The 25,899-nt window shown below is 61.3% G+C and carries 27 protein-coding genes; 12 read left to right on the top strand and 15 right to left on the bottom strand.

What is annotated here, in order from left to right; translation table 11 throughout:
- Nucleotides 1-8 precede the first annotated feature (8 nt).
- Nucleotides 9-1,124, bottom strand: coding sequence for an AI-2E family transporter (locus BCA01S_RS09440; protein ID WP_027776691.1), 1,116 nt, complete (start codon nucleotides 1,122-1,124; stop codon nucleotides 9-11).
- 248 nt (nucleotides 1,125-1,372) lie between these two features.
- On the opposite strand from BCA01S_RS09440, the gene BCA01S_RS09435 reads away from it, so the two are divergent.
- The 4 genes from BCA01S_RS09435 (at nucleotide 1,373) to BCA01S_RS09420 (ending at nucleotide 5,284) form a co-directional block, all read left to right on the top strand.
- Nucleotides 1,373-2,587, top strand: coding sequence for a DUF2863 family protein (locus BCA01S_RS09435; protein WP_027776690.1), 1,215 nt, complete (start codon nucleotides 1,373-1,375; stop codon nucleotides 2,585-2,587).
- Nucleotides 2,588-2,798: 211 nt separating this feature from the next.
- Entirely contained in the window at nucleotides 2,799-3,677 is an 879-nt protein-coding gene (locus BCA01S_RS09430; protein ID WP_027776689.1) for a response regulator transcription factor, read from the top strand.
- A gap of 109 nt (nucleotides 3,678-3,786) precedes the next feature.
- Nucleotides 3,787-4,461 (top strand): energy-coupling factor ABC transporter permease, encoded by a 675-nt coding sequence (locus BCA01S_RS09425; RefSeq protein WP_027776688.1) that lies wholly within the window; start codon nucleotides 3,787-3,789, stop codon nucleotides 4,459-4,461.
- Nucleotides 4,462-4,654: 193 nt separating this feature from the next.
- A complete protein-coding gene (locus BCA01S_RS09420) occupies nucleotides 4,655-5,284 on the top strand; it encodes a BspC domain-containing protein (protein WP_027776687.1) in 630 nt (209 codons plus the stop codon).
- 190 nt (nucleotides 5,285-5,474) lie between these two features.
- Here the strand turns inward: BCA01S_RS09420 and BCA01S_RS09415 are convergent, their stop codons facing one another.
- Both BCA01S_RS09415 and yaaA read right to left on the bottom strand, forming a co-directional pair.
- Nucleotides 5,475-6,629, bottom strand: a complete 1,155-nt coding sequence (locus BCA01S_RS09415) for a M14 family metallopeptidase (protein WP_027776686.1) — start codon at nucleotides 6,627-6,629, stop codon at nucleotides 5,475-5,477.
- A 91-nt stretch (nucleotides 6,630-6,720) separates the two neighbouring features.
- Nucleotides 6,721-7,503, bottom strand: coding sequence for a peroxide stress protein YaaA (yaaA, locus tag BCA01S_RS09410; protein WP_020069610.1), 783 nt, complete (start codon nucleotides 7,501-7,503; stop codon nucleotides 6,721-6,723).
- Between the two features lie 57 nt (nucleotides 7,504-7,560).
- Between yaaA and BCA01S_RS09405 the strand changes: the two genes are divergently transcribed.
- Both BCA01S_RS09405 and BCA01S_RS09400 read left to right on the top strand, forming a co-directional pair.
- Nucleotides 7,561-8,100, top strand: coding sequence for a putative toxin-antitoxin system toxin component, PIN family (locus BCA01S_RS09405; protein ID WP_027776685.1), 540 nt, complete (start codon nucleotides 7,561-7,563; stop codon nucleotides 8,098-8,100).
- 124 nt (nucleotides 8,101-8,224) lie between these two features.
- The gene (locus tag BCA01S_RS09400; RefSeq protein WP_020069608.1) at nucleotides 8,225-9,397 is read left to right on the top strand and encodes a pyridoxal phosphate-dependent aminotransferase; all 1,173 of its coding nucleotides are present in this window, start codon (nucleotides 8,225-8,227) and stop codon (nucleotides 9,395-9,397) included.
- A 121-nt stretch (nucleotides 9,398-9,518) separates the two neighbouring features.
- Here the strand turns inward: BCA01S_RS09400 and BCA01S_RS09395 are convergent, their stop codons facing one another.
- The gene (locus tag BCA01S_RS09395) at nucleotides 9,519-10,166 is read right to left on the bottom strand and encodes a glutathione S-transferase family protein (protein WP_027776684.1); all 648 of its coding nucleotides are present in this window, start codon (nucleotides 10,164-10,166) and stop codon (nucleotides 9,519-9,521) included.
- A gap of 123 nt (nucleotides 10,167-10,289) precedes the next feature.
- Here BCA01S_RS09395 and BCA01S_RS09390 point away from each other — a divergent pair, with 123 nt between their 5' ends.
- The 6 genes from BCA01S_RS09390 to BCA01S_RS09365 all read left to right on the top strand — a co-directional run bounded on the left by BCA01S_RS09390 (nucleotide 10,290) and on the right by BCA01S_RS09365 (nucleotide 16,716).
- Nucleotides 10,290-11,855 carry a 3-hydroxyacyl-CoA dehydrogenase gene (locus BCA01S_RS09390; RefSeq protein WP_027776683.1) on the top strand — a complete coding sequence of 522 codons (1,566 nt, stop codon included), beginning with the start codon at nucleotides 10,290-10,292 and terminating at the stop codon, nucleotides 11,853-11,855.
- Nucleotides 11,852-12,640 carry an oxepin-CoA hydrolase, alternative type gene (locus BCA01S_RS09385; protein WP_027776682.1) on the top strand — a complete coding sequence of 263 codons (789 nt, stop codon included), beginning with the start codon at nucleotides 11,852-11,854 and terminating at the stop codon, nucleotides 12,638-12,640. The genes BCA01S_RS09390 and BCA01S_RS09385 overlap by 4 nt, the downstream gene beginning before the upstream one ends.
- 10 nt (nucleotides 12,641-12,650) lie before the next feature.
- Nucleotides 12,651-13,367: a histidine phosphatase family protein gene (locus tag BCA01S_RS09380; RefSeq protein WP_027776681.1), complete on the top strand. Its 717-nt coding sequence runs from the start codon at nucleotides 12,651-12,653 to the stop codon at nucleotides 13,365-13,367.
- 20 nt (nucleotides 13,368-13,387) lie between these two features.
- Nucleotides 13,388-14,494, top strand: a complete 1,107-nt coding sequence (locus tag BCA01S_RS09375) for a phosphotransferase (protein ID WP_027776680.1) — start codon at nucleotides 13,388-13,390, stop codon at nucleotides 14,492-14,494.
- A 120-nt stretch (nucleotides 14,495-14,614) separates the two neighbouring features.
- Nucleotides 14,615-15,871, top strand: coding sequence for an acyl-CoA dehydrogenase family protein (locus tag BCA01S_RS09370; protein ID WP_027776679.1), 1,257 nt, complete (start codon nucleotides 14,615-14,617; stop codon nucleotides 15,869-15,871).
- A 143-nt stretch (nucleotides 15,872-16,014) separates the two neighbouring features.
- Complete coding sequence (locus BCA01S_RS09365; RefSeq protein ID WP_027776678.1) at nucleotides 16,015-16,716, top strand: glutathione binding-like protein; 702 nt, start codon at nucleotides 16,015-16,017, stop codon at nucleotides 16,714-16,716.
- 90 nt (nucleotides 16,717-16,806) lie between these two features.
- On the opposite strand, the gene BCA01S_RS09360 is transcribed toward BCA01S_RS09365, so the two are convergent.
- From BCA01S_RS09360 to BCA01S_RS09315, 11 genes are all read right to left on the bottom strand, one after another.
- Nucleotides 16,807-17,277, bottom strand: coding sequence for a MaoC family dehydratase (locus tag BCA01S_RS09360; RefSeq protein ID WP_042318285.1), 471 nt, complete (start codon nucleotides 17,275-17,277; stop codon nucleotides 16,807-16,809).
- A gap of 2 nt (nucleotides 17,278-17,279) precedes the next feature.
- Entirely contained in the window at nucleotides 17,280-17,738 is a 459-nt protein-coding gene (locus tag BCA01S_RS09355) for a MaoC family dehydratase (RefSeq protein ID WP_027776676.1), read from the bottom strand.
- Between the two features lie 36 nt (nucleotides 17,739-17,774).
- The gene (locus BCA01S_RS09350; RefSeq protein ID WP_027776675.1) at nucleotides 17,775-18,902 is read right to left on the bottom strand and encodes an acyl-CoA dehydrogenase family protein; all 1,128 of its coding nucleotides are present in this window, start codon (nucleotides 18,900-18,902) and stop codon (nucleotides 17,775-17,777) included.
- 10 nt (nucleotides 18,903-18,912) lie between these two features.
- A complete protein-coding gene (locus BCA01S_RS09345; protein ID WP_027776674.1) occupies nucleotides 18,913-20,109 on the bottom strand; it encodes an acyl-CoA dehydrogenase family protein in 1,197 nt (398 codons plus the stop codon).
- 48 nt (nucleotides 20,110-20,157) lie between these two features.
- The gene (locus tag BCA01S_RS09340; protein ID WP_027776673.1) at nucleotides 20,158-20,583 is read right to left on the bottom strand and encodes a DUF1178 family protein; all 426 of its coding nucleotides are present in this window, start codon (nucleotides 20,581-20,583) and stop codon (nucleotides 20,158-20,160) included.
- A 261-nt stretch (nucleotides 20,584-20,844) separates the two neighbouring features.
- Nucleotides 20,845-21,369, bottom strand: coding sequence for a helix-turn-helix transcriptional regulator (locus tag BCA01S_RS09335; protein WP_027776672.1), 525 nt, complete (start codon nucleotides 21,367-21,369; stop codon nucleotides 20,845-20,847).
- A 45-nt stretch (nucleotides 21,370-21,414) separates the two neighbouring features.
- Nucleotides 21,415-21,660, bottom strand: coding sequence for a hypothetical protein (locus tag BCA01S_RS39005; RefSeq protein ID WP_084166832.1), 246 nt, complete (start codon nucleotides 21,658-21,660; stop codon nucleotides 21,415-21,417).
- Nucleotides 21,661-21,980: 320 nt separating this feature from the next.
- Nucleotides 21,981-22,571 carry an NUDIX domain-containing protein gene (locus tag BCA01S_RS09330; protein ID WP_027776671.1) on the bottom strand — a complete coding sequence of 197 codons (591 nt, stop codon included), beginning with the start codon at nucleotides 22,569-22,571 and terminating at the stop codon, nucleotides 21,981-21,983.
- A gap of 43 nt (nucleotides 22,572-22,614) precedes the next feature.
- Nucleotides 22,615-22,911, bottom strand: coding sequence for a DUF2818 family protein (locus BCA01S_RS09325; protein ID WP_027776670.1), 297 nt, complete (start codon nucleotides 22,909-22,911; stop codon nucleotides 22,615-22,617).
- Nucleotides 22,911-24,383, bottom strand: a complete 1,473-nt coding sequence (gene nuoN / locus BCA01S_RS09320) for an NADH-quinone oxidoreductase subunit NuoN (protein ID WP_042318281.1) — start codon at nucleotides 24,381-24,383, stop codon at nucleotides 22,911-22,913. Before nuoN ends, BCA01S_RS09325 begins: the two co-directional genes overlap by 1 nt.
- A 24-nt stretch (nucleotides 24,384-24,407) precedes the next feature.
- Complete coding sequence (locus BCA01S_RS09315; RefSeq protein ID WP_027776668.1) at nucleotides 24,408-25,898, bottom strand: NADH-quinone oxidoreductase subunit M; 1,491 nt, start codon at nucleotides 25,896-25,898, stop codon at nucleotides 24,408-24,410.
- Nucleotide 25,899: the final 1 nt, after the last annotated feature.

Here is a 25,899-nt window from a genome sequence, read left to right as displayed (position 1 = left end):
GCCCTTATTCAAGGCGTCTTTTCTATGCGGCCAACTTCTTCCGCCACAGCAGGTTTGGCACCCGGCACCAACGTACCGCCAGCCGTCGCTCCGATAGTCCAGTCGTGCAGCACCGTGTACGCGACTGCGAGCAAAGTCGGCCCAATGAAAACCCCGAGGAAGCCGAAAGCAAACGCGCCACCCAGAATACCCAGCATGACAAGGATCAACGGCATGTCGCTGCTCTTGCCGATCAGAATCGGCTTAATAACGTTATCGGACATGCCGACAACGAGCACGCCCCAAACCACTAGGAAGAGCGCCCATCCTGTCGCACCGCCGTGGTAGAGCCAGATTGCCGCCGGCAACCATACGATCACGGGCCCCCCCGGGATTACGGACAGGAAAAACGTCGCTAGACCAAGCAATGCAGGCGCCGGCACGCCAGCTATCCAGCAGCCGAACCCGGCAAGAATGCCCTGAACAAGCGCAGTGCCCAGGATTCCATAGACGACGCCCTTGACCGTACTGCCCGCGAGCGCTAGCAGGTAGTCGGCACGGTCGCCGGCGATACGCCGCATGCCCGCGTTCAACCATGCGCCCGCACCCTCTCCCCCGGTATAAAAGAAAAAAGCCAGCACAATGCTCAGCGCCAATAGCCCCAGACCGTGCGTGACAGCAATGGCTGCCGCAAGGATCCACTTGCCGGCCGGCGCCGCAAGCGTACGCAACTGAGCGATCAGTTCGGAGTTGCTGCTTGTCAGACGCTCCCAGAAACTTTGGATGCTCGACCCGATCACCGGAACCCGCGCCACCCAAGGCGGCAAATCCGGCAAACCTGCTTCGAACAACCTTTGAACCAGAGCGACGATGTCGTGAACATGCGCACCGAACGCAAACCCCGCGTAGACGAACGGCCCCAGCACCACGATCAGAATAATGAACACAATCAACGTAGCGGCCCACTTGCGCCTGCCGCCAAGCGCCGCGGTCAGCCTGCGGTAGAGCCCCCAGGAGCTATAGCTGAGAATTGCGCCCCACAGTAAAGCAGTCGTGAATGGCGCAAGGACCAATAACGAGCCGCCCACCAGGACGATCAGCGCGAACACCGCGGCGAGGCGTTCAATCAGTTGGTCCGATTTCACAATGAATCTCCCGTTACGCCAGACCGAGGCGACAAGTACGAACGCCGCGTTCGGCGCCCGTCAAGTCGGCCAGTATACAAAAGCCACTTTCGGTAGCTGACCCGCTTACATTATTTGACGAATTAACGACCGAAGCACGATCGAACATACGCCGACGGTCCGATTTTTCACGCGCACCGCGCGCCAAACAATATGGCGCCACGGAAACGACTACAATAAAAGGTTCTGTGCACCCAACTTCCGGATTTATGCGCTCGCGAATCGCCAAACGTCTCCCCCCCGATGCCGACAAGCTTGTCGGTCTCTCGCTCGCGCTTTTCGCGTCGGGCAGCCGCACCGAGGACCGCTTCTGGGAAGCAAAACTCGACGCGCTGCTGGCCAAGATCGTGCGCAACGCCAATCAGACTACGCTCGACGCAGCCCTCGACCATCTGCAGCAGAATCATCCCGATGCTTATGGGGCGCTCGCCGACATGGCGGAAACGCACAGCGAATCGTTCGTCGTCGAGCACGAAGGCGTGGCCTATGAGGCATTGCTGATTGCGGCGCCCATCCTCGCGTGGACTCGCTACATGATTCCATCCGGGCCGCTTAAAGTCGATGCCGCCGACGCGTTGCGTGCGCACCTGCAGGCTCACGTGCTCGCAGCGAACACGCGTGTCGCCATGGCGCCGTTCCTTTACAGCATCGACCAACTGCCGCGGCACCACGTCGAAACATGGCGCATTGCCCAGCAGCTTGCACAAGCAGCCATGGCCGGTGGCAGCCTCAAGCTGAACTTCGGCGAACTGCCGGAAACCTCGCCGATTCTCGCCGACCCGCGCTTCCTGCTCGCCGTGGTCGCGGCGCCCGTCGGCGAGCCTACGTTTCGCTGGCAAGAAGAAGAGCACGGAACCCGCATCGAACGAGGGCAGTGCCTCGAGCAATGGGCGACGCAAGGCGGTGCGAACCTGTCGCTGGTGCTGCCTGGTTGCGAGTTCGAGTGTCTGTTGCCGGATGCCTACTACTCGGCATGCCGCGACGCCGACGAACGCGTGCGCCCTCACACGGTGCGCACTGCCGTGCGTTATCTGTTCGACACAATTGGCGCCGCTCCGCAGGACCTGCGCGCGGTGGTTGCCGGGTTCGGCGAGCGCCGCATCGACGAATACCGTGTCGGCTTTACGCGCCGCGGCAGCAATGAGGTGATCTACGGCGTCGTATGGCCGCTGTATGGCCGTGAAAATGGCGAGGCCGGCATTGACGAAGAGCCGCAGGAAACGGCGCCGCCCGACGCTCCCCTCGAAGAAATCGTCGCGCTCCTCAAGGAAACCGGCGTGACGGACGTGCGCCGCCACGCCGGACGATTCGAGCCTGAATATTGCGATGACTGCGGCGTCCCGTTGTACGCCGATCCGCTCGGCGAAATCGTCCACGCGGAAATGCCCGAAGACGCCGAACCCGCGCAACCGCACTTCCACTAGGACGCCGCGCGCCTTCGGCGTATCGCAGTTCCATGACGAACCCCGCCGCGAGCGGGGTTTTTTGTACGTCATTTCTCCTATGCCTTTTGGACAGGCCGTCAAATCCCAGGGAATTTGTCATCATAGGAACGGCGACGCATCGCATACCCGCCCGGTCCCAACGCCTGGCGAATGCATCGCGCCATTTCGCCCGATTCATCTGGAGACATGCATGCGATTCTCGATACTCAACTCAGACGCGGAACGACGCGACGGCCTCAAGGCGCTGTTACGGCAAATCAACCGGCTAGCGCGTTTTAACGAAGCACAAGACTGGCGCCAGGTCGAGCGCACGCTCAAACGTCAGTGGCCCGACCTGCTCGTGGTCGACTGGCAGGACTGGATGTCGGTCATCGACATCCGCAACCTGCTTAGCCACTACCCGGATCTGCGCATTGCAGTGCTGACGGACAAAATTTCGCCGAAGGTCGTGAGCGAACTCATGGACGAGGGTGTGCTCGGCGTCGTGCCGCGCGAAACCGATCCGTGCCTGATCGTGCGCGCCTTTGAAATGGTGATGCTGGGCGGGCACTACGTGCCTTCCGGCGCGCTGGCGCTCAACCCTCCGCTCCCAGCGGATACTGCTATCCGCCCGTTTGACGAGAAGAGCCCGCCACCGCGCCGACCCAGATTGTCGAATGGACTCTCGCCTCGCCAGGAGCAGATCATGCGCTGCGTCCATATGGGAAGTACCAACAAAATGATTGCGCGTACATTAGGTATAAGCGAGGGCACGGTCAAAATTCATTTGACCAGCATATTCCAGCAGTTGGGCGCGCCCAATCGCGCCGCCGCTGTCGCGCTTTACAACGGTTGGCTGACAAATCATTTGCAAGTACTGCGCAGTAACGCAGAAGGCTTGCTTCGGCCCGTCATGGGCGAGGCCGGCGCCGTGCCGCTGCGGCGCGCCACAGCGCGGCGCTTCCAGTACCCGCTGTCCGCTAACGATTCAACTGCTCCGTTGCCGATGGTGGCCGAACCGGGCACGCCCTACGACGACCCGCCCGCGGCGGAGCTCTCCTCCGGGCCGGTCACGGAAGGCTCCACGTGATCTGACGCCTGCGCGTCACGTGCGTGATGCGCGATTTGTGCCAGTGCGCGCATCGGCTGGCATGGAATCCGCTCACACCTTTTCTCGTCCAACGAGTAATATGAGACTCATGGGTTTCCTCTACACACCGCTTCCGTTCTGGATTGCTGTCGGTGGCTGGATCGTCACTGCGATAGCGGTCGCGCTCGCGCTGTGGAAAAATCCTTTCAAACGACTTCAAGACGGCACGTTGCAGCATGTCTGGCTGGCGATCATCGTCGCCCTGTCGGTACTGTGGGCCAGCAACGCCTGGCTCGACGACGGCACGGTCATGCACCTGCTGGGCGCAACCCTCGTCGTGACGCTATTCGACTGGGCGCTGGCATTGATTGCAATGGCTGTGGTCACAGGCCTTGCCGGCCTGATCTTCGACGCTCCGTGGCAAGGCATCGCACTCACCTTCCTCGTGTTCGGCGCGCTGCCCGTCGGCATCTCGACATTGCTTCAGCGAGCGAGCATTGCGTGGCTGCCGCGTAATCTTTTCATGTTCATCTTCGGCCAAGGCTTCGTGTCGCCCGCTATCACAGTGTCGCTCACCGCGGCTGCGGCGCTCGGCGTTCACGTGGCGCTCGCCGACGGCTCAGTGACCGTCGTGCCCGCAGGCTACGCGCTCAGCGTACTTCTCCTCGCTACCGGCGAGGCATGGTTCACGGGAATGTCCACGGCGTTGATCGCCGTCTACCGCCCTGCCTGGGTCACCACTTATGATGTGCGGCGATACCGCCTCGGCGGACCGCGCACGTGAGACCCACGCAACGCCCAATGCGTGATCAACGTGCTGGTGGGCTTGCCGCGTCAATGCGTTCAGTCGCGCGCCCAGCATTGCAAAGCGCGGCGAAAACCGCGGCCGAAAAAAAAATGATTGCGGCACGATTGAACTCAACCCTGCCGCCAGGCATCTTACGTGCCTCACGTCTCGATAGCGCCTAACGAACTAGATGGATTGCACCAACGTACCGCGCCGATTGCTGCGGCTGGTCGGCCGGTTGGCAACACTCGCAGCGAGCCTCTCACTCGCATGCACTGCGCCCGCATTCGCCGATCAACTCGAACAGCACAACGATCTCGTCAACAGATTTGTCAATGAAATGCACGCCGATCCGCTCGTCGCGGATTGCGCCGCACACGGCAACTTTGTCGCGAGCACCTCGACCGCGTTCGATCATGTCGAGTTTCCACCTAGTTCGTTCGACAGCGCGCACGCCGCAATCACACCGTGGAACGATTCGTTCGACGAAGGCAAGCAACGCGTCAAGGTCGACAACATCGTCACCGTCGAAGGGCTCGGTATCCGTCAAAGCGGCGGGGGCGACGCTGCCGACCTGAAGTTCCGCTGCGGCTATGTCGGCGCGCAGATGCTGGCGTTCAGCTGGAACGATCCGGTGCCCCCGGCGCGGGCGCGCAGCTCCGAGCCCTCAACGTCGCGCGCAGCATCGGGTAAGCATCGCGGGGCGAAGGGCAAGCAGGCGGCAAGCGGCAAAGGCGCGAAGAAGAGTTCCGCGAAGTCGTCGAAAAGCACTTCGGGCAAGTCGTCCAGCAAGACTGCGCCCGCGAAGAAAAAGCACTAGGACCAAGCTAAGGCTGCGAATCGTGCGAGCCGTAATGCACGATGGCAGCGTTACTAGATTCGACAATCAAGCGAATTCGCGACCCTTGTCAGCAAACCGGTAAGGCGCATTAACCCGCCGGCCGTTCAGACCAGCGAACAAAAAAAAGGCACACACGCAATGCATGTGTGCCTTCGTCGATGCGGCGAACTCAGGCGAACGTCTCTACGTGCCGCAAGATGGCCTGCAGCATTGCCGCGCCGAGCGACGCGCTGCGCTCGCCGTTCCAGCCCACTCGTTCGTCCGGCAAGTTGGCGTTGTCCTTGAAGGGCATCTCGAGCGTCAATGAAAGGCAGCCAAACTCGTTGCCGATATATTTCGAAGCGAGCTTGAGCGCGTCCTCGCGATACTTGCTCGCGGCGTAGCCGTACTCGTTCTGGAAATCAGGGCTTGCCTGTTTGAACGCTTCGATGAACGCTCTTTGTTCCTCGCCTTGTCGCTCAGTGAATCCCGGCAGCATCTCCGAGCCGGCCACGAAGACGTAAGGCAGCGCCTCATCGCCGTGAATATCGAAAAAGAGGTCGCAGCCGGTTGCGTGAATCGCGTCACGCACTACGAGCACTTCGGGACTGCGCGCGGCGTCCGGTTCCATCCACTCACGGTTCAGGTTGGCGCCGGCTGCATTGGTGCGCAGGTTGCCGCGCACGCTGCCGTCCGGATTCATGTTCGGCACAATGTAGAACACCGCGTGGTCGTACAGTTTGCGCGCCACCGGATCGCCCGCCCAATCGCCCCAACCGACCAGCCGCTTCACGAGTCCTTCGATGAACCATTCGGCCATGGTCTCGCCCGGATGCTGACGCGCGATCAGCCAGATCTTTTTCCTTGCGACGTCGCCGGTTTGCGGCGTGCCGAGCGTGAGCAGCGACACCGGCCGGCCTTCGACGGTCCTGCCCAACTCAGTAAGCGTGGCCTGCGGCATCTGTTGAACTGCGCCGAGAAACTCGGAGTGGCGTTCCTCGCTATACGGTTCGAAGTACGCGTAATAAATGCGATCGAATTCGGGCGTGTGATCGATCGTCAGCACACGGCCGTCGTACGACGTAGGCACGCGAAACCAGTTCACGCGGTCGTAGCTGGCGACGGCCTGGTAGTCGCGCCAGCCTTCCGCGAACGCGCACGCCGCCGCATTCTCGAAGGCCATCACGCAGCGCTCGCCCGCCGCGCCGGAGAGGCGGAAGTAGAACCACTGCGCGAACTCCGCGTGGCTGTCGGGCCGCACGCGCAAGCGGATATTGCCGGCCTCGGCGCAAGACAGCACCTCGATTGCGCCGCCGTCGAAGTTGCTCGTAATCGATAAACTCATGATGTCATTTCCTGCATATGTGGGCGGCAATCCGCTGGGCGGCAGTCCGCTGGGCGGCAATCCGCTGGGCGCCCCGTTGGGCGCACCGCGCTCATTCAGCGACGCGGCGGCGAAATACGTACGTGGAATCGTTCGAGGCTTCGGCGTCGAACGCATAGCCCTCAGAATCGAACCCCTTCAGTTGTTCGGGCTCGTCGAGGCGGTTTTCTACCGCGTAGCGCGCCATCAAACCGCGAGCCCGCTTCGCATGAAAGCTGATGATCTTGTAGCGGCCGCCCTTCCAGTCCTCGAACACGGGCGTGACGACCGGTGCTTCAAGCAGCTTCGGTTTGACCGACTTGAAATACTCGCCCGACGCGCAATTCACCAGCACACGGGATTTAGCAGCGCGCTTTTTCAACTGGGCGTTCAACGCCTGCGTGATCCGCTCGCCCCAGAACGCGTAAAGGTCTTTGCCGCGCGGATTGGGCAGGCGTGTACCCATTTCCAGCCGGTACGGCTGCAGCAGGTCGAGCGGGCGCAGCAGACCATAGAGACCTGACAACACGCGCACATGATTCTGCGCAAAATCCAGATCTGCCGAGGACAGCGTCTTCGCGTTGAAGCCCTCGTACACGTCGCCATTGAACGCGAGCACGGCCTGCTTCGCGTTGTCCGTGCCGAAGCGCGGCGACCACTGCGCGTAGCGCTCGAAATTGAGGTGCGCCAACTGGTCGGAAATGCTCATTAGCGAAGCGATCTGCTGCGGCGACAAACGACGCAAACCGCCGATCAATTCGGCGGCATCGTCGACGAAATCGGGGATCGTGTGTTTCTTGACGTGCGGTGGAGTTTCGTAGTCGAGCGATTTCGCCGGCGACAGAACGATTATCATAGAGGCTTGCAGGCACGCCGTGCCTGGCGGTCAAAGACGAAAGCCAGATTGTAACGAATGCCCGGTTCCCATGCCTCACACGACGCTTTGCGCGTCGTTCTCGATTCAAATGTGTGGATCGATATTCTCGTGTTCGACGACCCGCACACGCGTCCGATTCGCGCCGCGCTGGAAAACGGCTCGCTCGCCGCAGTGATCGACGCCCGCTGCCTCGCCGAACTGACCTACGTGCTGGACTATCCACAATTCGCCGGTCGCAATGTGGATAAGTCCGCCGCGCTCGCCGTCGTCGCTCGGCTCGCACAAATGGTCGAACTTGCCGCCGAGCCGGAAGACTCGCGTCCGCTGCCCAAATGCAAAGACCGCGACGATCAAAAATTTCTCGAACTCGCGCACGCCGCCCGCGCAGACTGGCTCGTGTCAAAAGATCGCGCGGTGCTGAAACTTGCGAAGCGGGTCGCACGGGATTTCGGGTTTCAGATTGCACAGCCGGCGCCGTTCGCCGCTTCGCTTGCTGGTTCGCTAGCCCCTTCGGTTGCCGGCTCGGTCAGCGATTCGACGAGCGGGTCCGCCGCACCGGCGGAAAGTCCGGTATAACCCTGGCCGAAAGGCTAACGGCACACGGCAGGCGCGCACGCCCTGCCGCTATTCCCTACAATCAGGCTTCGCCGGTTTGAAAACGATGCCTTCGTCCACTCACTCGTCACGCCCGAACAGCGCTATGAATGCACCGCACGACACGCCCATGAGTCCCTCGTTTCCATCGCGTCTGCCGAATGTGGGCACGACGATCTTTACCGTTATGAGCGCGCTCGCCGCCGAAAAAGGCGCGGTCAATCTTGGCCAGGGCTTTCCCGACTTCGGCTGCGATCCCCGAATCGTGGATGCGGTTGCGAACGCGATGCGCGACGGCCACAATCAGTATCCGCCGATGGCGGGCGCCGCGCCGCTGCGTGAGGCGATCTCGGACAAAATCGCAAACGTGTATGGCCGCCGCTACGACGCCACCACCGAAATAACGGTCACGGCCGGAGCGACGCAGGCACTGCTCACGGCGATTCTCTGCGCGGTCCACCCCGGCGACGAAGTAGTCGTGATCGAGCCGACGTACGACAGCTACTTACCGTCAATCGAACTGGCGGGCGGCAAGCCGGTATTCGTCACGCTCGACGCGCCGGACTACGCAATCCCCTTCGACAAGCTCGCCGCCGCGATCACGCCGAAAACCCGGCTCCTGCTGATCAACACGCCGCACAATCCGACCGGCACCGTCTGGCGCGCCGAAGACATGCGCAAGCTCGAAGAAATCGTGCGCGGCACCAACGTGCTGATTCTGTCGGACGAAGTATATGAACACATGGTTTACGACGGAGCGCCGCACGAGAGCGTGGCGCGTTATCCAGAACTGGCGCAGCGCAGTTTTGTCGTGTCGAGCTTCGGTAAGACGTATCACGTGACTGGCTGGAAAGTCGGCTATGTCGCGGCGCCGGCCGCGCTCACCGCTGAATTTCGCAAAGTGCATCAGTTCAACGTGTTCACAGTGAACACGCCGATGCAGATCGGACTGGCTGAATACATGAAGGACCCGGCGCCCTATCTCGAACTGCCGGCGTTCTATCAGAGCAAGCGTGACTTCTTCCGCGCCGGCCTCGCCAATTCGCGCTTCAAACTATTGCCCTGTACCGGCACGTACTTCCAGTGCGTCGATTATTCGGCAATCAGCGATCTGCCCGAAGCAGAGTTCGCACAGTGGCTGACCGGCGAAATCGGCGTCGCGGCCATTCCGGTGTCGGCCTTCTATCACGAAGCGCATGAATCGGGCGTCGTGCGCTTCTGTTTCGCGAAGCAGGAAAGCACGCTCGCCACCGCGCTCGAACGGCTCGCGCGCCTCTAGCATGTCACGCGCGATGCTGCGAACGAACCCACGTTCCTCGCCATCGCGCGCAACCGTCAACACGTGCGTTACGCGTCGAAGTTCGCGTCGCGGTTCGCGTCGGATCGCACAGGGCTATGCGTCAGGCCGGACGCGACGCCGCAATGTACGCCTTCCGGTCTTCAGTCACACGCTGCGCAGCCGGCCGGCTGTTGATCGTCTTCACGTAGCTCTTCCAGTCGAGACCCGCGTCGAGCAGGAAATCGCGACCGTAGATTGCCTGCGTGGCCATGCCGACGAGCGGCAAACTCACGTAGCCCGCCGCGTCCGCGACACTGAACCGTTCCCCGCGCAAATACGGTGTGAATCGGGCGATCCGCCTGAATCCCGCAATGTGATGCGTGAGCAGTTTCTCGACCCGGCCCTTGGTCGCGTCGGTCAACGTGCCGCCGAAAAATGCTTCCTTGTACAGGTTGCGTGCGGTCAGTTCCAGGTGCACGTCGACGAAGGTGATCAACTCGCGCTCCTTGGCCGCCTCCCACGGATCGGCGGAAAAAATCCGCTTGTCGGGAAAGCGCGCGGCCAGATACTCGACAATACATTGCGATTCCGACAGATCGCCCTCTTCGGTTTGCAGATAAGGCACTTTGCCAAGCGGCGAATGTGCGAGCATGGCCTCGTCCTGGCTCGGCTGTACGAGCACCTCTTCGAACTCGATACCGTGTTCGAGCAGAACGAACTTCACCTTGTTGTAGTAGTTAGAGAGCGCGAACCCACAGAGCCTGATCATCGTTGTCTCCTTCCTTCTTCGGTGTTTGAGACCGCCGCATCGAAGGAAGGCGGTCTTCGGACGATCATCAAATGAATTGTACGAGCGTGCTATTCTAAAATAACCATGGAGTCGAGCAACACAATGACCTCTCGCAACTTCAGCATAGAGACAATCGGCATTGTCGGAACCGGAGCAATGGGCCGCGGCATTGCACAGATCGCAGCACTCGCGGGCCTCACCGTGCGTCTGTACGACGCCAACCCCGCTGCGATCGGCGCCGCACGCGACTATCTCGCCGAAACTTTCGCCAGACTGACCGCCAAAGGCAAGCTCGAGCAGGCGCGCTCGCTTGCGGCGCTCGCCAACGTCACGGCCGCGCACGCGATCACCGATCTGGCGGATTGCGATCTGGTCGTCGAGGCGATCGTCGAGAAGCTGGAAGTCAAGCAGGCGCTCTTTCGCGAACTAGAGACCGTGGTGAGCGGACGTTGCGTGCTCGCGTCGAACACGTCTTCGCTATCCATCACAGCAATCGCGGCCGGCTGCACGGACCCCTCGCGCGTGGTCGGCTATCACTTCTTCAATCCGGTCCCGCTGATGAAAGTCGTCGAAGTGATCGACGGCCTGCGCAGCGACCGCCAGGCAGGCGACGCATTAATGGACCTCGCGCGCCGCATGGGTCACACGCCGGTGCGCGCGAAAGACATGCCTGGCTTCATCGTCAATCACGCGGGCCGCGGCATGAACACCGAGGGCCTGCGCGTGGCGGGCGAAGGCGTGGCAAGCTTCGTCGATATCGACAGGATCATGCGCGAGCAGGCGGGTTTTCGTCTCGGCCCGTTCGAATTGCTCGATCTGACCGCGCTCGACGTATCGCACCCGGTCATGGAGTCGATCTACCATCAGTTCTATGAAGAGCCGCGCTTCACGCCTTCGCCTATCACCGGCACACGGCTCGCGGGTGGACTGCTTGGCCGCAAGACGGGCGAAGGTTTTTATCGGTACGAAGACGGCAAGCAGCAGGCGCCTGCCGAAGCCCCGGCGCCGGCCACGCTGCCGACAAGCGTGTGGGTCAGCAAGCGCTATCGTGAGGCGTACCAGGCCGTCGTGGAACTCGTCGCCAAAGCCGGCGTGAAGCTCGACGACGGCGCCTCGCCCGCTGCGGGCTCGCTGATCGTGATCACGCCGTTCGGTCACGACGCGACCACGGCCGCGGTCGACGAAGCGCTGGACGCGAGTCGCGTCGTGGCTATCGACGCACTCTTTCCGCTCGTCGGCACGCGGCGCCGTACGTTAATGACCACGCCCGCGACAACCCGTGCCGCGCGTGACGCAGGACATGCGCTTTTTTCGGCCGACGGCGTGCCCGTCACCGTGATCCGCGATTCCACCGGCTTCGTCGCGCAGCGCGTGATCGCTACGATCGTCAACATCGGCTGCGATATCGCGCAAAAGCAGATTGCGACGCCAGAGGACATCGACCTCGCTGTCATGCTCGGCCTCGGCTATCCACGCGGGCCGCTCGCGCTCGGCGACGCGCTCGGTGCGAAAACCATCCTCACCATCCTGCGCAATATGTTCGACGTGCTCGGCGATCCACGCTACCGCCCCTCGCCGTGGCTCGCACGCCGCGCGCAACTCGGCATGTCGCTGACCCAGAGCGACGCTGCCGACATTCAAACAGAGAACCCGGAGACCCAACAATGAGCGCCGAACTGCTGACCTCGCGCCCTACCGAAAGCGAATCGACGCTGGTACTCACGCTGTCCAACCCGGGCGCACGCAACGCACTGCATCCCGACATGTACGCGGCCGGCATCGAGGCGCTCGATTCAGTGGAACGTGATCCGTCGATCCGCGCCGTGGTGATCACGGGCGCGGACAATTTTTTCTGTGCAGGCGGCAACCTGAACCGACTGCTTGAGAACCGCGCGAAGGATCCGTCGGTCCAGGCGCAGAGTATCGATTTGCTAGCCGAGTGGATCTCGGCGCTGCGGCTGTCCTCGAAACCCGTGATCGCCGCCGTCGACGGCGCGGCAGCCGGCGCGGGATTCTCGCTTGCGCTCGCGTGCGACCTGATCGTCGCGGCCGACGACGCCAAGTTCGTGATGTCGTACGCCCGGGTCGGCCTCACGCCCGACGGCGGCGGCTCATGGTTTCTCGCACAGGCCTTGCCTCGCCAGCTCGCGACCGAAGTGCTGATCGAAGGCAAGCCGATCGGCGCGGCACGCTTGCACGAACTAGGCGTCGTCAACAAACTGACGAAGCCGGGCACCGCGCGCGACGCCGCAGTCGCATGGGCCGACGAACTCGGCAAAATATCGCCGAACTCGGTCGCGCGTATCAAGACCCTCGTCTGTGCAGCCGGTACGCAGCCGCTTTCCGAACACCTGGTCGCAGAGCGCGATAACTTCGTCGCGTCGCTGCATCATCGGGAGGGCCTTGAAGGCATTTCCGCGTTCCTCGAAAAACGCGCGCCCGTTTATAAGTAAGCGAGAAACCATGCCCGCTTATCAGTTACCTAAACGCCGCCGCATTTTCTTAATGCGTCACGGCGACGTGACGTACTTTGACGATTCAGGCCGCACGATCGATCCCGAAACGGTGCCGCTCAACGCGAATGGCCGCGAACAGGCGAGCGCGGCGGGCCGGGTGTTTGCCGAGCAGCAGGTTCGGTTCGATCGCGTGATCGTGAGCGGCTTGCCGCGTACTGTCGAAACCGCTCAGCGCGTGCTGGCCGAGACGGGTCAGCAGATCGCACTGGAAATCGAGCCTGCATGGCGGGAGATTCGCGGCGGCAAGCTGCGCCATATTCCGTTGGAAGATATCGAGGCCGCGTTTCTCGGTGTATTCGACGGAATCGTGCCGGAGAGCACGCGCTTTCTCGACGGCGAGACGATCGGCGAGTTGTTCGATCGCGTGCTGCCCGCCGTGGCCGCTCTGCGCGAGGACACTTCGTGGGATACGGTTCTGCTAGTGCTGCATGGCGGCGTGAATCGCGCAATCCTTTCGCATGCGCTTACCGCGGGCGGACGCACATTTTTCGGCCATCTCGCGCAGGCGACCGGCTGCATAAACGCGCTCGACGTCGGCGCAACACCGCGCGACTGGGTGCTGCGCGCGATCAATTATTCGCCGCCGTCGCCGCTGCATCGCGACATCCGCAATACGACGATGGAAATCCTCTACGCACAATTCATCCAATACACGCGTAGCTGAACCCAAACCGGAGGAGACACATGGTGCAAGCCACACAAAGCGGCGAGCCGGAACAGCAGGCGGACTACTCTGCCTTCGAGGGCACGCGCCCGGTCAATGAGCGGCAGCGTTTCAACGACGAAGCGCTTGCCGCCTGGCTGACACAACATGTCGATGGATTTTCCGGACCGGTTACGGTCGAGCAGTTCGCCGGCGGCCAGTCGAATCCGACGTTCAAACTCGTCACGCCGTCGCGAGCCTACGTGATGCGCGCGAAGCCTGGACCGGCGGCAAAGTTGTTGCCGTCCGCGCACGCTATCGAACGTGAATACCGCGTAATGCATGCGCTCGCAGACACCGACGTGCCTGTTGCGCAAATGCTGGCCCTGTGCGAAGACGAAAGCGTGATAGGCCGAGCGTTCTATGTCATGGAGTTCGTCGATGGCCGCGTGTTGTGGGACCAGTCACTGCCAGGCATGACCGCCAGTGAACGAAGCGCAATCTATGACGAGATGAACCGTGTGATTGCAGCGCTGCACAGCGTCGATCCCACGAGCGTGGGACTATCGGACTACGGCAAGCCTGGCAACTATTTCGCGCGTCAGATCGGCCGTTGGAGCAAGCAGTACCTTGCGTCCGAGACCGACCCTATCGACGCAATGCAGCGCCTGATCGAATGGCTACCGCAGCACATGCCGACGCAATCCGGCGAGCGCGCGTCGATCGTGCATGGCGACTACCGGCTCGATAACCTCGTCTTCGATCGCGAGGAACCGAAAGTGCTTGCGGTGCTCGATTGGGAACTGTCTACGTTAGGCGATCCGCTCGCCGACTTCGCCTATCACTGCATGTCGTGGCATGTCGATCCCGCACAGTTTCGCGGCATCGCCGGTCTCGATTGGCCGGCGCTCGGCATTCCCGACGAACAGCAGTACGTCGCGCGTTATTGCAAGCGCACGGGCTTTGAAATTCAGGGTGACTGGAATTTCTACCTCGCGTACAACATGTTCCGCATCGCCGCGATTCTGCAGGGAATCATGAAGCGTGTGGTCGACGGCACTGCGGCCAGCGCGCAGGCGCTCGACGCCGGCAGGCGGGCAAAGCCGATGGCCGAACTCGCGTGGCAATATGCGCAGAAAGTGCGTTGACCGCGCTTGAATACGCCTGGAGAGTTCTGACCACGCCTGCGCGCAGCAAATAGCGAATAGCAAACAGCACAGCAAGCAGCGCCCACATTAAATTTCGTCCGTTATCCGCGAGGTCCATAGATGAATTTCGATTACACGCCGAAAGTTCAGGCATTGCGCGAAAAACTGCTCGCGTTCTTCGACGAGCACATTTATCCGAACGAACAAGCGTTCTATGCGGAGATTGCGCAAAACCGGCTGAACGGCAACGCATGGCAGCCGACTGAACTGATTGAGCGACTCAAGCAGAATGCGCGCGACGCGGGCTTGTGGAATTTGTTCCTACCCGACTCGGTGCGCGGCGCCGGCTTGACCAACCTCGAATATGCGCCGCTGTGCGAAATCATGGGCAGGGTGCCGTGGGCGCCGGAGGTGTTCAATTGCAATGCGCCCGACACCGGCAACATGGAAACGATCGAGCGATACGGCAGCGAAGAGAACAAACGCGAATGGCTCGAACCTCTTCTGCAAGGGCAGATTCGTTCTGCCTTTCTGATGACGGAGCCGGAAGTAGCGTCGTCCGATGCCACTAATATCCAGACCAGCATCGTGCGCGATGGCGACTACTACGTGATCAATGGTCACAAGTGGTGGTCTTCGGGCGCGGGCGACCCCCGCTGCAAAATTTATATCGTGATGGGCAAGACGGATGCCGAGGCACCGCGCCATCAGCAGCAGTCAATGATCCTCGTGCCCGCCGACGCCACAGGCGTCACGGTGCACCGCCCTCTTTCCGTTTTCGGTTACGACGACGCGCCGCATGGCCATATGGAAATCACGCTCGACAATGTACGCGTGCCCGCAACGAACATGCTGCTCGGCGAAGGCCGCGGCTTCGAGATTGCACAAGGGCGTCTTGGACCGGGACGCATCCACCACTGCATGCGCCTGATCGGACTTGCGGAGCGCGCGCTCGAATTGATGTGCAAACGCTCGATGCAACGCGTTGCGTTCGGCAAGCCCGTTGCCGCGCAAGGCGTCACGCAGGAACGCATCGCCGAGGCGCGCTGCATGATCGAACAGGCACGGCTGCTCACGCTCAAAACCGCGTACATGATGGACACCGTCGGCAACAAGGGCGCGCGCGGCGAGATCGCGATGATCAAGGTGGTGGCGCCGAACATGGCGTGTCAGGTAATCGACTGGGCGATTCAGGCGCACGGCGGCGGCGGCGTCAGCGACGACTTCCCGCTGGCTTATGCTTACGCCTCCGCGCGGACCTTGCGCTTCGCGGACGGTCCGGACGAAGTGCATCGCAATGCAATCGCGAAACTCGAACTCGCGCGTTACATCGAGCCTGGGGCGGCTAGTGTGGAGAAGCCGGCTGCGCGCGTTTGACGTCCTGCTCGAACTTCGTTTCGAGCACTGCTGGCAGGCGCGCATCTGAGGGCGCCGCCAGCATCATCGTGCGATCTATGCTCTAATTTTCGTCAAGCGCGGCGCTCGTCGGAGCGCCGCTTTACAGAACGAAAGGAGCGAGGATGATCGACGTCTATAGCTGGGCGACCCCGAACGGCCACAAGGTTCATATCATGCTCGAGGAGACGGGACTCGAGTACGCGGTACACGCGGTGGACATCGGCGCTGGCGATCAGTTCAAGGCCGAATTTCTCGAAATCAGCCCGAACAACAAGATTCCCGCCATTGTGGATTCCGAAGGTCCCAAGAGCGCGGACGGCAAACCGTTCGCGTTGTTCGAGTCCGGCGCGATCCTGATTTATCTCGCCGAGAAAGCGGGCCGCTTTCTGCCGACCGGTCCGGCTGAGCGTTATTCCGTGCTGCAATGGCTGATGTTTCAGATGGGCGGTCTCGGTCCGATGCTGGGGCAGACACACCACTTCCGTGTCTATGCGCCCGAGCCGATCGAGTACGCGATCAACCGTTATACGAACGAAACGCGGCGCCTGTATGGCGTCATGGACAAGCAGCTTGGCAAAACCCGGTACCTCGCCGGAAACGACTATACGATCGCGGACATCGCTTCGTTCCCGTGGACCCGCTCGTGGCAAAACCAGGGCATCGAACTCGATGCATTTCCAAATGTGAAGCGATGGCACGAGGAAATCGCGGCGCGCCCGGCGGTTGTACGCGGCGTCGAAGTGCTGGCGTCCGCTCGCAAGCCTCTCATGGACGACAAGGCGAAAGAAGTGCTGTTCGGCGCAACGCAATACGCGAAGCATTAAAGAATCGAGGTGTGGGGCGGCAAGATGGCAAGCAAGCGTGAGCCGGAGAGCTTGCCGTCTACGCCGTCTTTGCGTATCGACCGCGGGGCGTCAGAAATAGTGGCGAGTGATGAACTCGGCGACGCACACGGGCCGTTCGCTGCCCTCCCGCTCCAACGTGACGTTCCACACTACCTGCACGCCGGCATCGACGTCGGCGACGGACGTGACGGCGAACTGTGCGCGCAATCGCGAGCCGACGAGTACCGGCGAAGTAAACCGCACGCGATTTAACCCGTAGTTCACGCCCATCCGCTGCTCGAGCCGTACCGTTTTTTCAAGCAGCGCGGGGATCAGTGAGAGGGTCATGAAGCCGTGCGCGATTGCGCCGCCGAAGGGCGACTCGCGCCGCGCCCGCTCCGGATCCACGTGAATCCATTGGTGGTCGCCGGTGGCTTGCGCGAAACGATCGACGCTCTGCTGGTCGATCGTCACCCAGTCGCTAATGAGCGGCGCCGCTCCGACAAGCGCACGCAACGCCGCGGCAGTCCGAAACGCGGCAGCCGGTGGCGTACTCTCCATTGTCACGACGCCGCGCCCGGATTGCGCAGTCCGAACATTCCTTTCGAACGCACCGTAACGACCGTCTCGCCATGCTGGTTGATGCCCGCCCATTGCGTGGATACGATGCCGCGATCCGGCTTGCTTTCGGAGATGCGCTTGTCGAGCACGGAATTCGTCATGGTGATCGTATCGCCGACGCGCACCGGTTTGAGCCAGCGTATCTCGTCGATGCCGGGCGACCCCATCGACGTGGAATCCGCCAGCGCGTTACGCACCAGCATGCCCATCATGACCGAACACGTATGCCAGCCGCTCGCCACCAATCCGCGGAACGGCGACTTCTCAGCCGCGGCCTCGTTCAGATGGAACGGCTGCGGATCGAACTTCTCAGCGAATTCGACGATCTCGTCGCGCGTGAAAGTATGCTTGCCGATCTCGGTCGTTGATCCGACCGTCATGTCCTCGTAACTCAAAGCCATCGCGCTATCTCCTTGCGGGTCGATTCAATCGGCCACTTAAACTTCGATGCTGGCAAAACCGGGCAGCGCGGCGAACCGCGCAAGGTGATGATCGACATCGCCTAGTGTGGTCTCGATGATAGCGAGACGTTTGAACAGATGCGCGGCCGCGACCTCGTTCGTCACGCCCATGCCGCCATGCAACTGAACCGCTTGCTGGCCGACGAAACGCGCCGCTTGCCCCACACGTACTTTCGCGGCGGAGATCGCGCGGCGACGCTGATCGGCGTCTTCGCTCGAATAGCGCATGGCGGCCAGGTAGGTGACCGAGCGGGCCTGCTCGGCGTGAATCAGCATCTCGACCATGCGGTGCTGCAATGCCTGAAAGCGCGCAATCGGCTGGCCGAACTGCTGGCGAGTTTTTGTGTAGTCGACGGTTGCGGTGTTCAATGCGTCTAGCGCGCCAACCGCTTCAGCACAGAGCAGCAGCGTGCCGTAGTCGGCGATGTGCTCCAACGCCGCCGCGCCTGAGTGTTGGCCGCGCAAATGGCGCGCGGGCGTGCCGTTGAATTCGAGCGTCGCCGCGCGTTGGCCGTCGATGGTTCGGTAATCGGTGACCTTGACGCCTGCCGCGTCGCGCGGCACGACAAAGAGCGCAATCTCGCCGTTCGAACGCGCAGGCACGATCCAGTAATTCGCCTGCGCGCCGTGCAGCACGACTGACTTCGTACCGGTCAACGTGTGCTGTTCGCCTTGCGAGGTCGCGACTGTCGCAATCTCGAACAGATCGTAGCGCGCCTTCGGCTCGTGAAACGCCACGGCGAGCTTGATCTCGCCTTGGGCCGCGCGCTCCAGTAACGTTGCGTCCTCGCCCTGCCCCGTGCCGGCAAGACGCAGCGCTTCGACGCCAACCGCGGTGGCCCAGTAAGGCTCGACCACCAACGCGCGACCGAGCTCCTGCATGACGACCAGCATATCGACGGCCCCGCCATTGAAGCCGCCTTGGGCCTCCGGTACAGGCAATGCCGGCAAGCCTAATTCAGTCAAAGCGGCCCAATGCGTTTCCGATATCCCTGCGTCCGATCTCACGATCGCCTGGCGCGCTTCGAAGCTGTAGTTCCTCTCCAGATAGCGGCGCAGCGCGTCGGCAAGTTGCTGTTGCTCGTCGTTGAAAGTGAAGTCCATGCGCCGCTCCTCAAAGTCCGAGAATCATCTGCGCGATGATGTTCTTTTGAATTTCGTTCGAGCCGCCGTAAATCGACGTCTTGCGGAAGTTGAAGTAATACGCAGCCAACGGCGCAGCGTCGTCGTCTCCGGCGATGCTGTGCTCGCGCTCACCTTCGAGGAACGGTACGTCAAACGGCGCGGCGGCAGGGCCTACAGCCTCGAACATGAGCTCGGTCAACGCTTGCTGCACTTCCGTACCTTTGATCTTCAGCATCGACGCCTCCGGTCCTGGTCCGCGTCCGCCCGCTTCATTGGCGACGACGCGTTGCACGGTGACCTCGAGCGCCATCAGTTCGATTTCGAGATTCGCGACTTTTGCAGCGAATACCGGGTCATGGAATAGCGGCTTGCCGTTCTTGTTTGTGTCGAGCGCAAGGCGCTTGAGAAAAACCAGTTCGCGCTTGGATTGACCGACGCGCGCGATGCCGGTGCGCTCATGTCCCAACAGATACTTCGCGTAAGTCCAGCCGCGATTTTCTTCGCCGACCAGATTTTCGACGGGCACCTTCACGTCTTCAAAGAAGACTTCGTTGACCTCATGCTCTTCGTCGAGTGTGATGATGGGCCGTACCGTGATACCCGGCGTTTTCATGTTGATGAGCAGGAATGAAATGCCCTCCTGCTTTTTCGCGCCGCTGTCCGTGCGCACGAGGCAGAACATCATGTCCGCGTGCTGCCCCAGTGTGGTCCACGTCTTCTGGCCATTGACGACGTAATGGTCGCCGACACGTTCGGCGCGTGTTCGCAGCGACGCGAGGTCGGAGCCTGAGCCCGGCTCGGAGTAACCTTGGCACCACCAGTCGGTGCCGTCGAGAATACGCGGCAGGTAATAGCGTTTCTGAGCTTCGCTACCGTACTTCATGAGAACGGGCGCGACCATCGACACGCCGAACGGCAATACGGTGGGCGCACCGACACGCGCGCACTCTTCGTCCCAGATATGCCGCTGGGTCGCGTCCCAACCGGGGCCGCCATACTCTTTGGGCCAAGCCACAGCCGACCAGCCTCGCGTACCTAGCAGCTTGTGCCAGCTTGCGAAGTCTTCGCGATTCAAACGCTTATGGTTGAGTACTTTCTCGCTCAGGCCGCGAGGCAGATTGGCTTCGAGCCAAACGCGGATCTCGGCGCGAAACGCCGTTTCAGTGGGGGAATAGTCCAGATTCATACGTAGTGTCTCCTGGCCGCCACCACCCGCCGCCAGAGAGCCACTGCGTTACTGCAGAGGTTCCTTCAAAGCAGCCGGGACCGGCAACGGCATCACTTCGATGCCTTCTTCGACCAAAGCTCGCGCGTCTTCTGGTGTTGTGACACCGCGAATGTTGCGTGCGGGCGCTTCGTTGTAGTGAATGCGCCGCGCTTCCTCAGCGAAGCGGTCGCCCACGTTCTCGGTCTTTTCCAGTACCTCGCGCAATGCGCGCATGACACGCGCCTGCAATTCGCCGGGTGCCGCCGACGCCTTTGTTTCCGTCGCGCCCGACAGATTGAGGCGCGGGGCCGACGGCAAACGGCTCACCTCTTTCGCGCCGCAAAGTGGACATTCGACCAGCTTGCGGGACTGCTGCGATTCGAAGTCATCAGCCGAAGCGAACCAGCCTTCGAACCGATGGCCGTGCGGACACTGTAAATCGAGGACCTTCATGTGGAATCAGGGCTTGCGTGCCAGTTTAGCGCAAATCAGAAATTTGTGAACGGTCGTTCGTAAAAACTTCATGCGCGGCGCGCCGCGATTGCGCGCTGCTCAGAAGATCAGACGTGGTGGGCGATTTTAACGCGTTGGGCAAACCGCTGCCGAAGGCCGGATACCGCAAAGCGCGAGGTCAACCTTAGAACGTAAGCGGCAGTCCGAGCCGCGACGGGTCTGCCAACGGAGCCGCATTGCTGTCTCTGCTCATTGCCGGAGTCAAGCAACGAGGCATTCCAGTCGCCGATTAAGCCGTGGCTCAAGTCCTCGTGCCTCTTTTGCCAGGTTGATCTGTTTGGCCGATCTGGCAACGTCGACTACCTCTGCGTTGATATCGTACCCGCCGCGCGAGTTCAGCCAATCGAGCACGTCGGACAGATGCCAGACTGACGCACTTCCCTCATGCACCGGCGGCGGAAATTCGACCGCATGACTCAGCATCAGCTTGCGCATGTTCTGCCGCGACACGCCGGCAATCTCCGCTACGTCGGTCAATCCCACAAAATCCGGGCCTGCCTCGACCAGTCGCGCCGACGGCACTGCCTCTTTAACGTCACCGAGCGCGCTGACCAGCGCCTCTAGCGCGGACGTCCCTTCACGCGAGAACAACAGCGCGAGCCGCCCCGGTTGCCCCACGCCGATCGTGGCGTCGTCGCAACCCGCTTCGCCCAACCTCTCGACGATCGCGTCAAGATCGCAGTCTTGCGCGGCAAGCTTGTACTTCAACGTAAATGTATATTCCATGTGCTACTCCTGCTTGTTCATTCAACGCTTGCCACCCAACGTTTGCTAACGGTACGCCGTGCAATTATCGACAACGCGCCGCAAGTGTCTGGCGTGATTCAAGGCATTCTTCGGCGTGCTCCATACGCTCGAAATGCAGAATTCTCCGCAGCGACATTCCGCCTCTTTATAAGGGCAATACATCTTTCCCCAGGCGTGGCCCATTCCGCCGCTTTGTATGCGCCAGCAACGCCGCTCGGCATGGGTCAACGCGGCCTCTATCTCTTTCTTTGCATGGGTTCGACGAACCATCCGGACCTCCAATCTAGTACTCGCGACGCAGGTTGTCACGTGACAACTTATGTTCGCCTCATCCGGCTCAAGCGCTTCACATATTTCGTTATCCGAAAGACGTGAGCGATGAAGACGTTTTGGGAAATCCATACTAAAGTCACCACGGCGACGAAGCGAGACTGCCTGATGGCATAAGACAAAGGCGCGCCTGTTCAGACAAGGCGGCAGATGCTTTGGCCGGGCGGCGCATCGCCATGAAAAAGCCCCCGCCGGTCATCGACCGACAGGGGCTTGATGCATGCGATGAAAGCGCCGCCCGGCGCCCTCTGGCGAAGGACTTATTGCGACTGCGGCTGCGCGAGCGGCCAGGCGCCCGACAACACCTTTTCGAGCCAGAACGTGCCGATTATCGTTTTCACGTCGGTGATCTTGCCGGTCCGTACCCACTCCGACACTTCGGGAACCGTCGCAGTGAAGAGCTCCAGGAACTCGCCGTCGTCCAGCTTGCGCTCGCCGGCCGTGAGGCCGCGTGCAAGATAGATGTCGATGAACTCGGTGGAGTAGGAAATGATTGGGTGAACGCGCGTCAGGTACACGTACTCACGCGCCGTGTACCCGGTTTCTTCACGCAACTCGCGCACCGCGCAAGTCAGTGCGCCTTCGTCCGGATCGAGCTTCCCGGCCGGATATTCGACCATGACCTTGCCCATCGGATAGCGATACTGGCTCTCCAGCAGCACACGGCCGTCGTCGAACATGGGAATCACCATCACGGCGCCCGGATGCTGCACGTATTCGCGGGTGGCATGCTTGCCGTCCGGCAGACGAACCGTGTCGCACTTGAGCGTCAGAAACGGCCCTTGATGAACCGTTTTGCTCTCGACACACGTCTCGGTGAGCAGGTCGTCGTGATCGGGGAGTTCAGCCATATGCGGACCTCGGAACAGCGTGGTGCGCGACGGCGGGACGCCGTCAGCGGCGTTTGACGAGATACTGGAAGGTGAAGCCGGGAAACGCGAACACAACGAATAGCGCGAATGTGATCGCGTAGAACTGCCAGCCCTGATCGAAGCGATTGCCCGCACGCGCTTCAAGCAGAAACCCCAACGCGCCGACCACAAAGTACAGCACGATCAGTTCGGCAATCCGGATCCATGCGCTTTTCTTCGCCGCCTTGAGCGGCACGGCGGCGAAGAGTCGCTGATTCAGGAACGGCAGGTTGGCACCGACCAGCGCCAACAGCACGATAAACCAGCCCGCTGCGGACATCAGAACGACAGGGTGTGCTGAATAGCCTGCAGGCAAGCTTTCAACAGCGGGTCGGGCACGATACCGAGCACGAGCACGGCAACGCCATTGAGCGCGAGCAACGCGCGGGTGCCCGTATCTGCCACGATCGCCGACTTGTCCTGCGGCTCGTCGAAATACATCAGCTTGACGATACGCAGGTAGTAGAACGCACCGAACAGCGACGTGATCACGGCCAGCACCGTCAGCCAGGTCAGGCCAGCGTTCATGGTGGCCTGCAGCACTGCGAGTTTCGCGTAGAAACCGACTGCGGGCGGAATGCCGGCGAGCGAGAACATCATGACCATCATCACGAACGCGAACACCGGGCTGCGCTGATTCAGACCCTTGAAGTCCTCCAGCGTGTCGGCTTCGAATTCGCGGCGTGCGAGCAGCATGATGACGCCGAACGTCCCCATTGTCGTGATCAGATAGACGATGCTGTAGTACATCGCCGAGCCGTATGCGCTGGCAGCGCCCGTGGTCTTGTGGTCGACCACGCCGGCCAGCAGACCGAGCAGCACGAAGCCCATGTTCGAGATCGCCGAGTACGCGAGCATACGCTTGACGTTGCGCTGCACGATACCGGTGATATTTCCGACGATCAGCGAAAGCGCCGCCAGGATTACCAGCATTTGCTGCCATTCGACGGCGAGCGGCAAGAGGCCCATGACGAGGAAGCGCAGACCCCAAGCGAATGCCGCGACTTTCGGACCACCGCCAACTAGCAGCGTCATGGCCGTCGGCGCGCCTTGGTACACGTCAGGCACCCACATGTGGAACGGCACCGCACCCATCTTGAACGCAACACCCGCCACGATGAAGATCACGCCGAACAGCAGCACGCTCGGGTCGTAATGGCTTTGCCCGATTGCCTTGAAAACCTCGTTCAGGTCCAGCGAGCCGGTCGCGCCGTACAGCATCGAAATGCCGTAAAGCAGGAAGCCGGAAGCCAGCGCGCCGAGCACGTAGTACTTCATCGCAGCTTCGTTCGACGGCGCGGCTTCGCGACGCAGCGCGATTACGCCATACAGCGACAGCGACATCAGTTCCAGACCGAGATACAGCGTCAGGAAATTGTTGCCCGAGATCATGACGAGCTGTCCGAGCAACGAGAACATGCCCAGCAGGAAGAACTCGCCGCGGAACAGGTCGCGATCTTCGAGGTAACGGCGCGAATACACGATCGAGACGGTGTAGCCGAGCGTCACCACCGCTTTCATCAGACTCGCGAACGAGTCGACCACATACATGCGGCTAAAGAAGTAGTGCACCGACGGGTCGAACGCATTGACCGCGAACCAGATGCCGGCGACGAGCGTCGACAGGACCGCGATCAGGTACGTGGTACGGCGACCGGCCTGGCCGACGAACGTGTCGTTGAGCCACGCGACGACAACGGCGAGCATCACCAGCGCGTCGGGCAACAGGGCAGTCATAGGGGCGTTTTGCATGGTCTTTAATTCCTCCGCTCTGCGTTACTGAGACAACGGCAGCTTGGACTGCGCCACGTGGGAGAGGAGGTTTTCCACGGATACGTGCATCACATCGGTAAAGGGCTTCGGATACAGGCCCATGAACAGTGTCAGTGCAGCAAGCACTGCCAGCATAAAAAACTCGCGGCGGCTGATGTCGACAAGGCTCTTCACGTGGTCGTTGGCGACCGCGCCGAAGTACACGCGCTTGTACATCCACAACGTATAGGCCGCGCCGAGAATCAGGGTGACAGCCGCGCCGCCCGCAATCCAGAAGTTGTACTGGACGGCAGCCAGAATCACCATGAATTCGCCGACGAAACCGGAGGTGCCCGGCAAGCCGCAATTTGCCATTGAGAACAGCATCACGAAGGCCGCAAACTTCGGCATGACATTGACGACGCCGCCGTAATCCGCGATCTGACGCGAGTGCATGCGGTCGTACAGCACGCCGATGCTCAGGAACATTGCGCCCGACACGAAGCCATGCGAGATCATCTGGACGATCGCGCCTTCAACGCCGAGCTGATTGAAGATGAAAAAGCCGAGCGTGACGAAGCCCATGTGTGCAATCGACGAATACGCGACCAGCTTCTTCATGTCGGCCTGCACCATCGCGACCAGACCGATGTAGATGACCGCGATCAGCGACAGCGTGATGACAACCGGCGCGAGAAAGTGGCTGGCGTCCGGCGCGATCGGCAGCGAGAAGCGCAGGAAACCGTAGGCGCCGAGCTTCAGCATGATCGCCGCCAGCACCACCGAGCCGCCCGTCGGCGCTTCCACGTGGGCGTCGGGCAACCACGTGTGAACCGGCCACATCGGCACCTTCACGGCGAACGCCATGAAGAACGCTATGAATAACAACACCTGTGGCGTCATCGCGATCTGTGCATGTTGCCAGGTCGCCAGGTCGAACGTGCCGGTCTGGACGTACAGATAGAGCAGCGCAACTAGCATCAGCAGCGAACCCATCAACGTGTACAGGAAGAACTTGAACGCCGCGTACACGCGGTTCGCCCCGCCCCACACGCCGATGATGATGTACATCGGGATCAGCGTCGCTTCGAAGAACACGTAGAAGAGCATGCCGTCGGCCGCGCTGAACACGCCGACCATGATGCCCGACAGAATCAGGAACGACGCGAGATACTGGCCCACGTTCTTCGTGATCACTTCCCACGCGGCGATCACGACGATCACGGTGATCAATGCGGTCAACACGACAAACCACATGGAGATGCCGTCGACACCCAGGTGATAAGTAATGTTGAATCGTTCGATCCAGTTCGCCTTCTCGACGAACTGCAGATCTGCGCTGCTCGAATCAAAACCGGTGATCAGCGGGATCGTCACGATGAAGCTGGCGACCGAGCCGATCAGCGCGGCCCAGCGCGCGGGGCCCGGGTTCCGGTCAGAACCGATGGCCAGAACCAGCAGGCCAAAAAGGATCGGCAACCAGATGGCGAGACTAAGAATCGGATAAGCGTGCATT

Origin of the sequence: Paraburkholderia caledonica NBRC 102488, from assembly GCF_000685095.1 — a bacterium.
In the GTDB taxonomy this organism is placed as follows: domain Bacteria; phylum Pseudomonadota; class Gammaproteobacteria; order Burkholderiales; family Burkholderiaceae; genus Paraburkholderia; species Paraburkholderia caledonica.
This window is presented reverse-complemented; position numbering and strand designations above follow the sequence as displayed.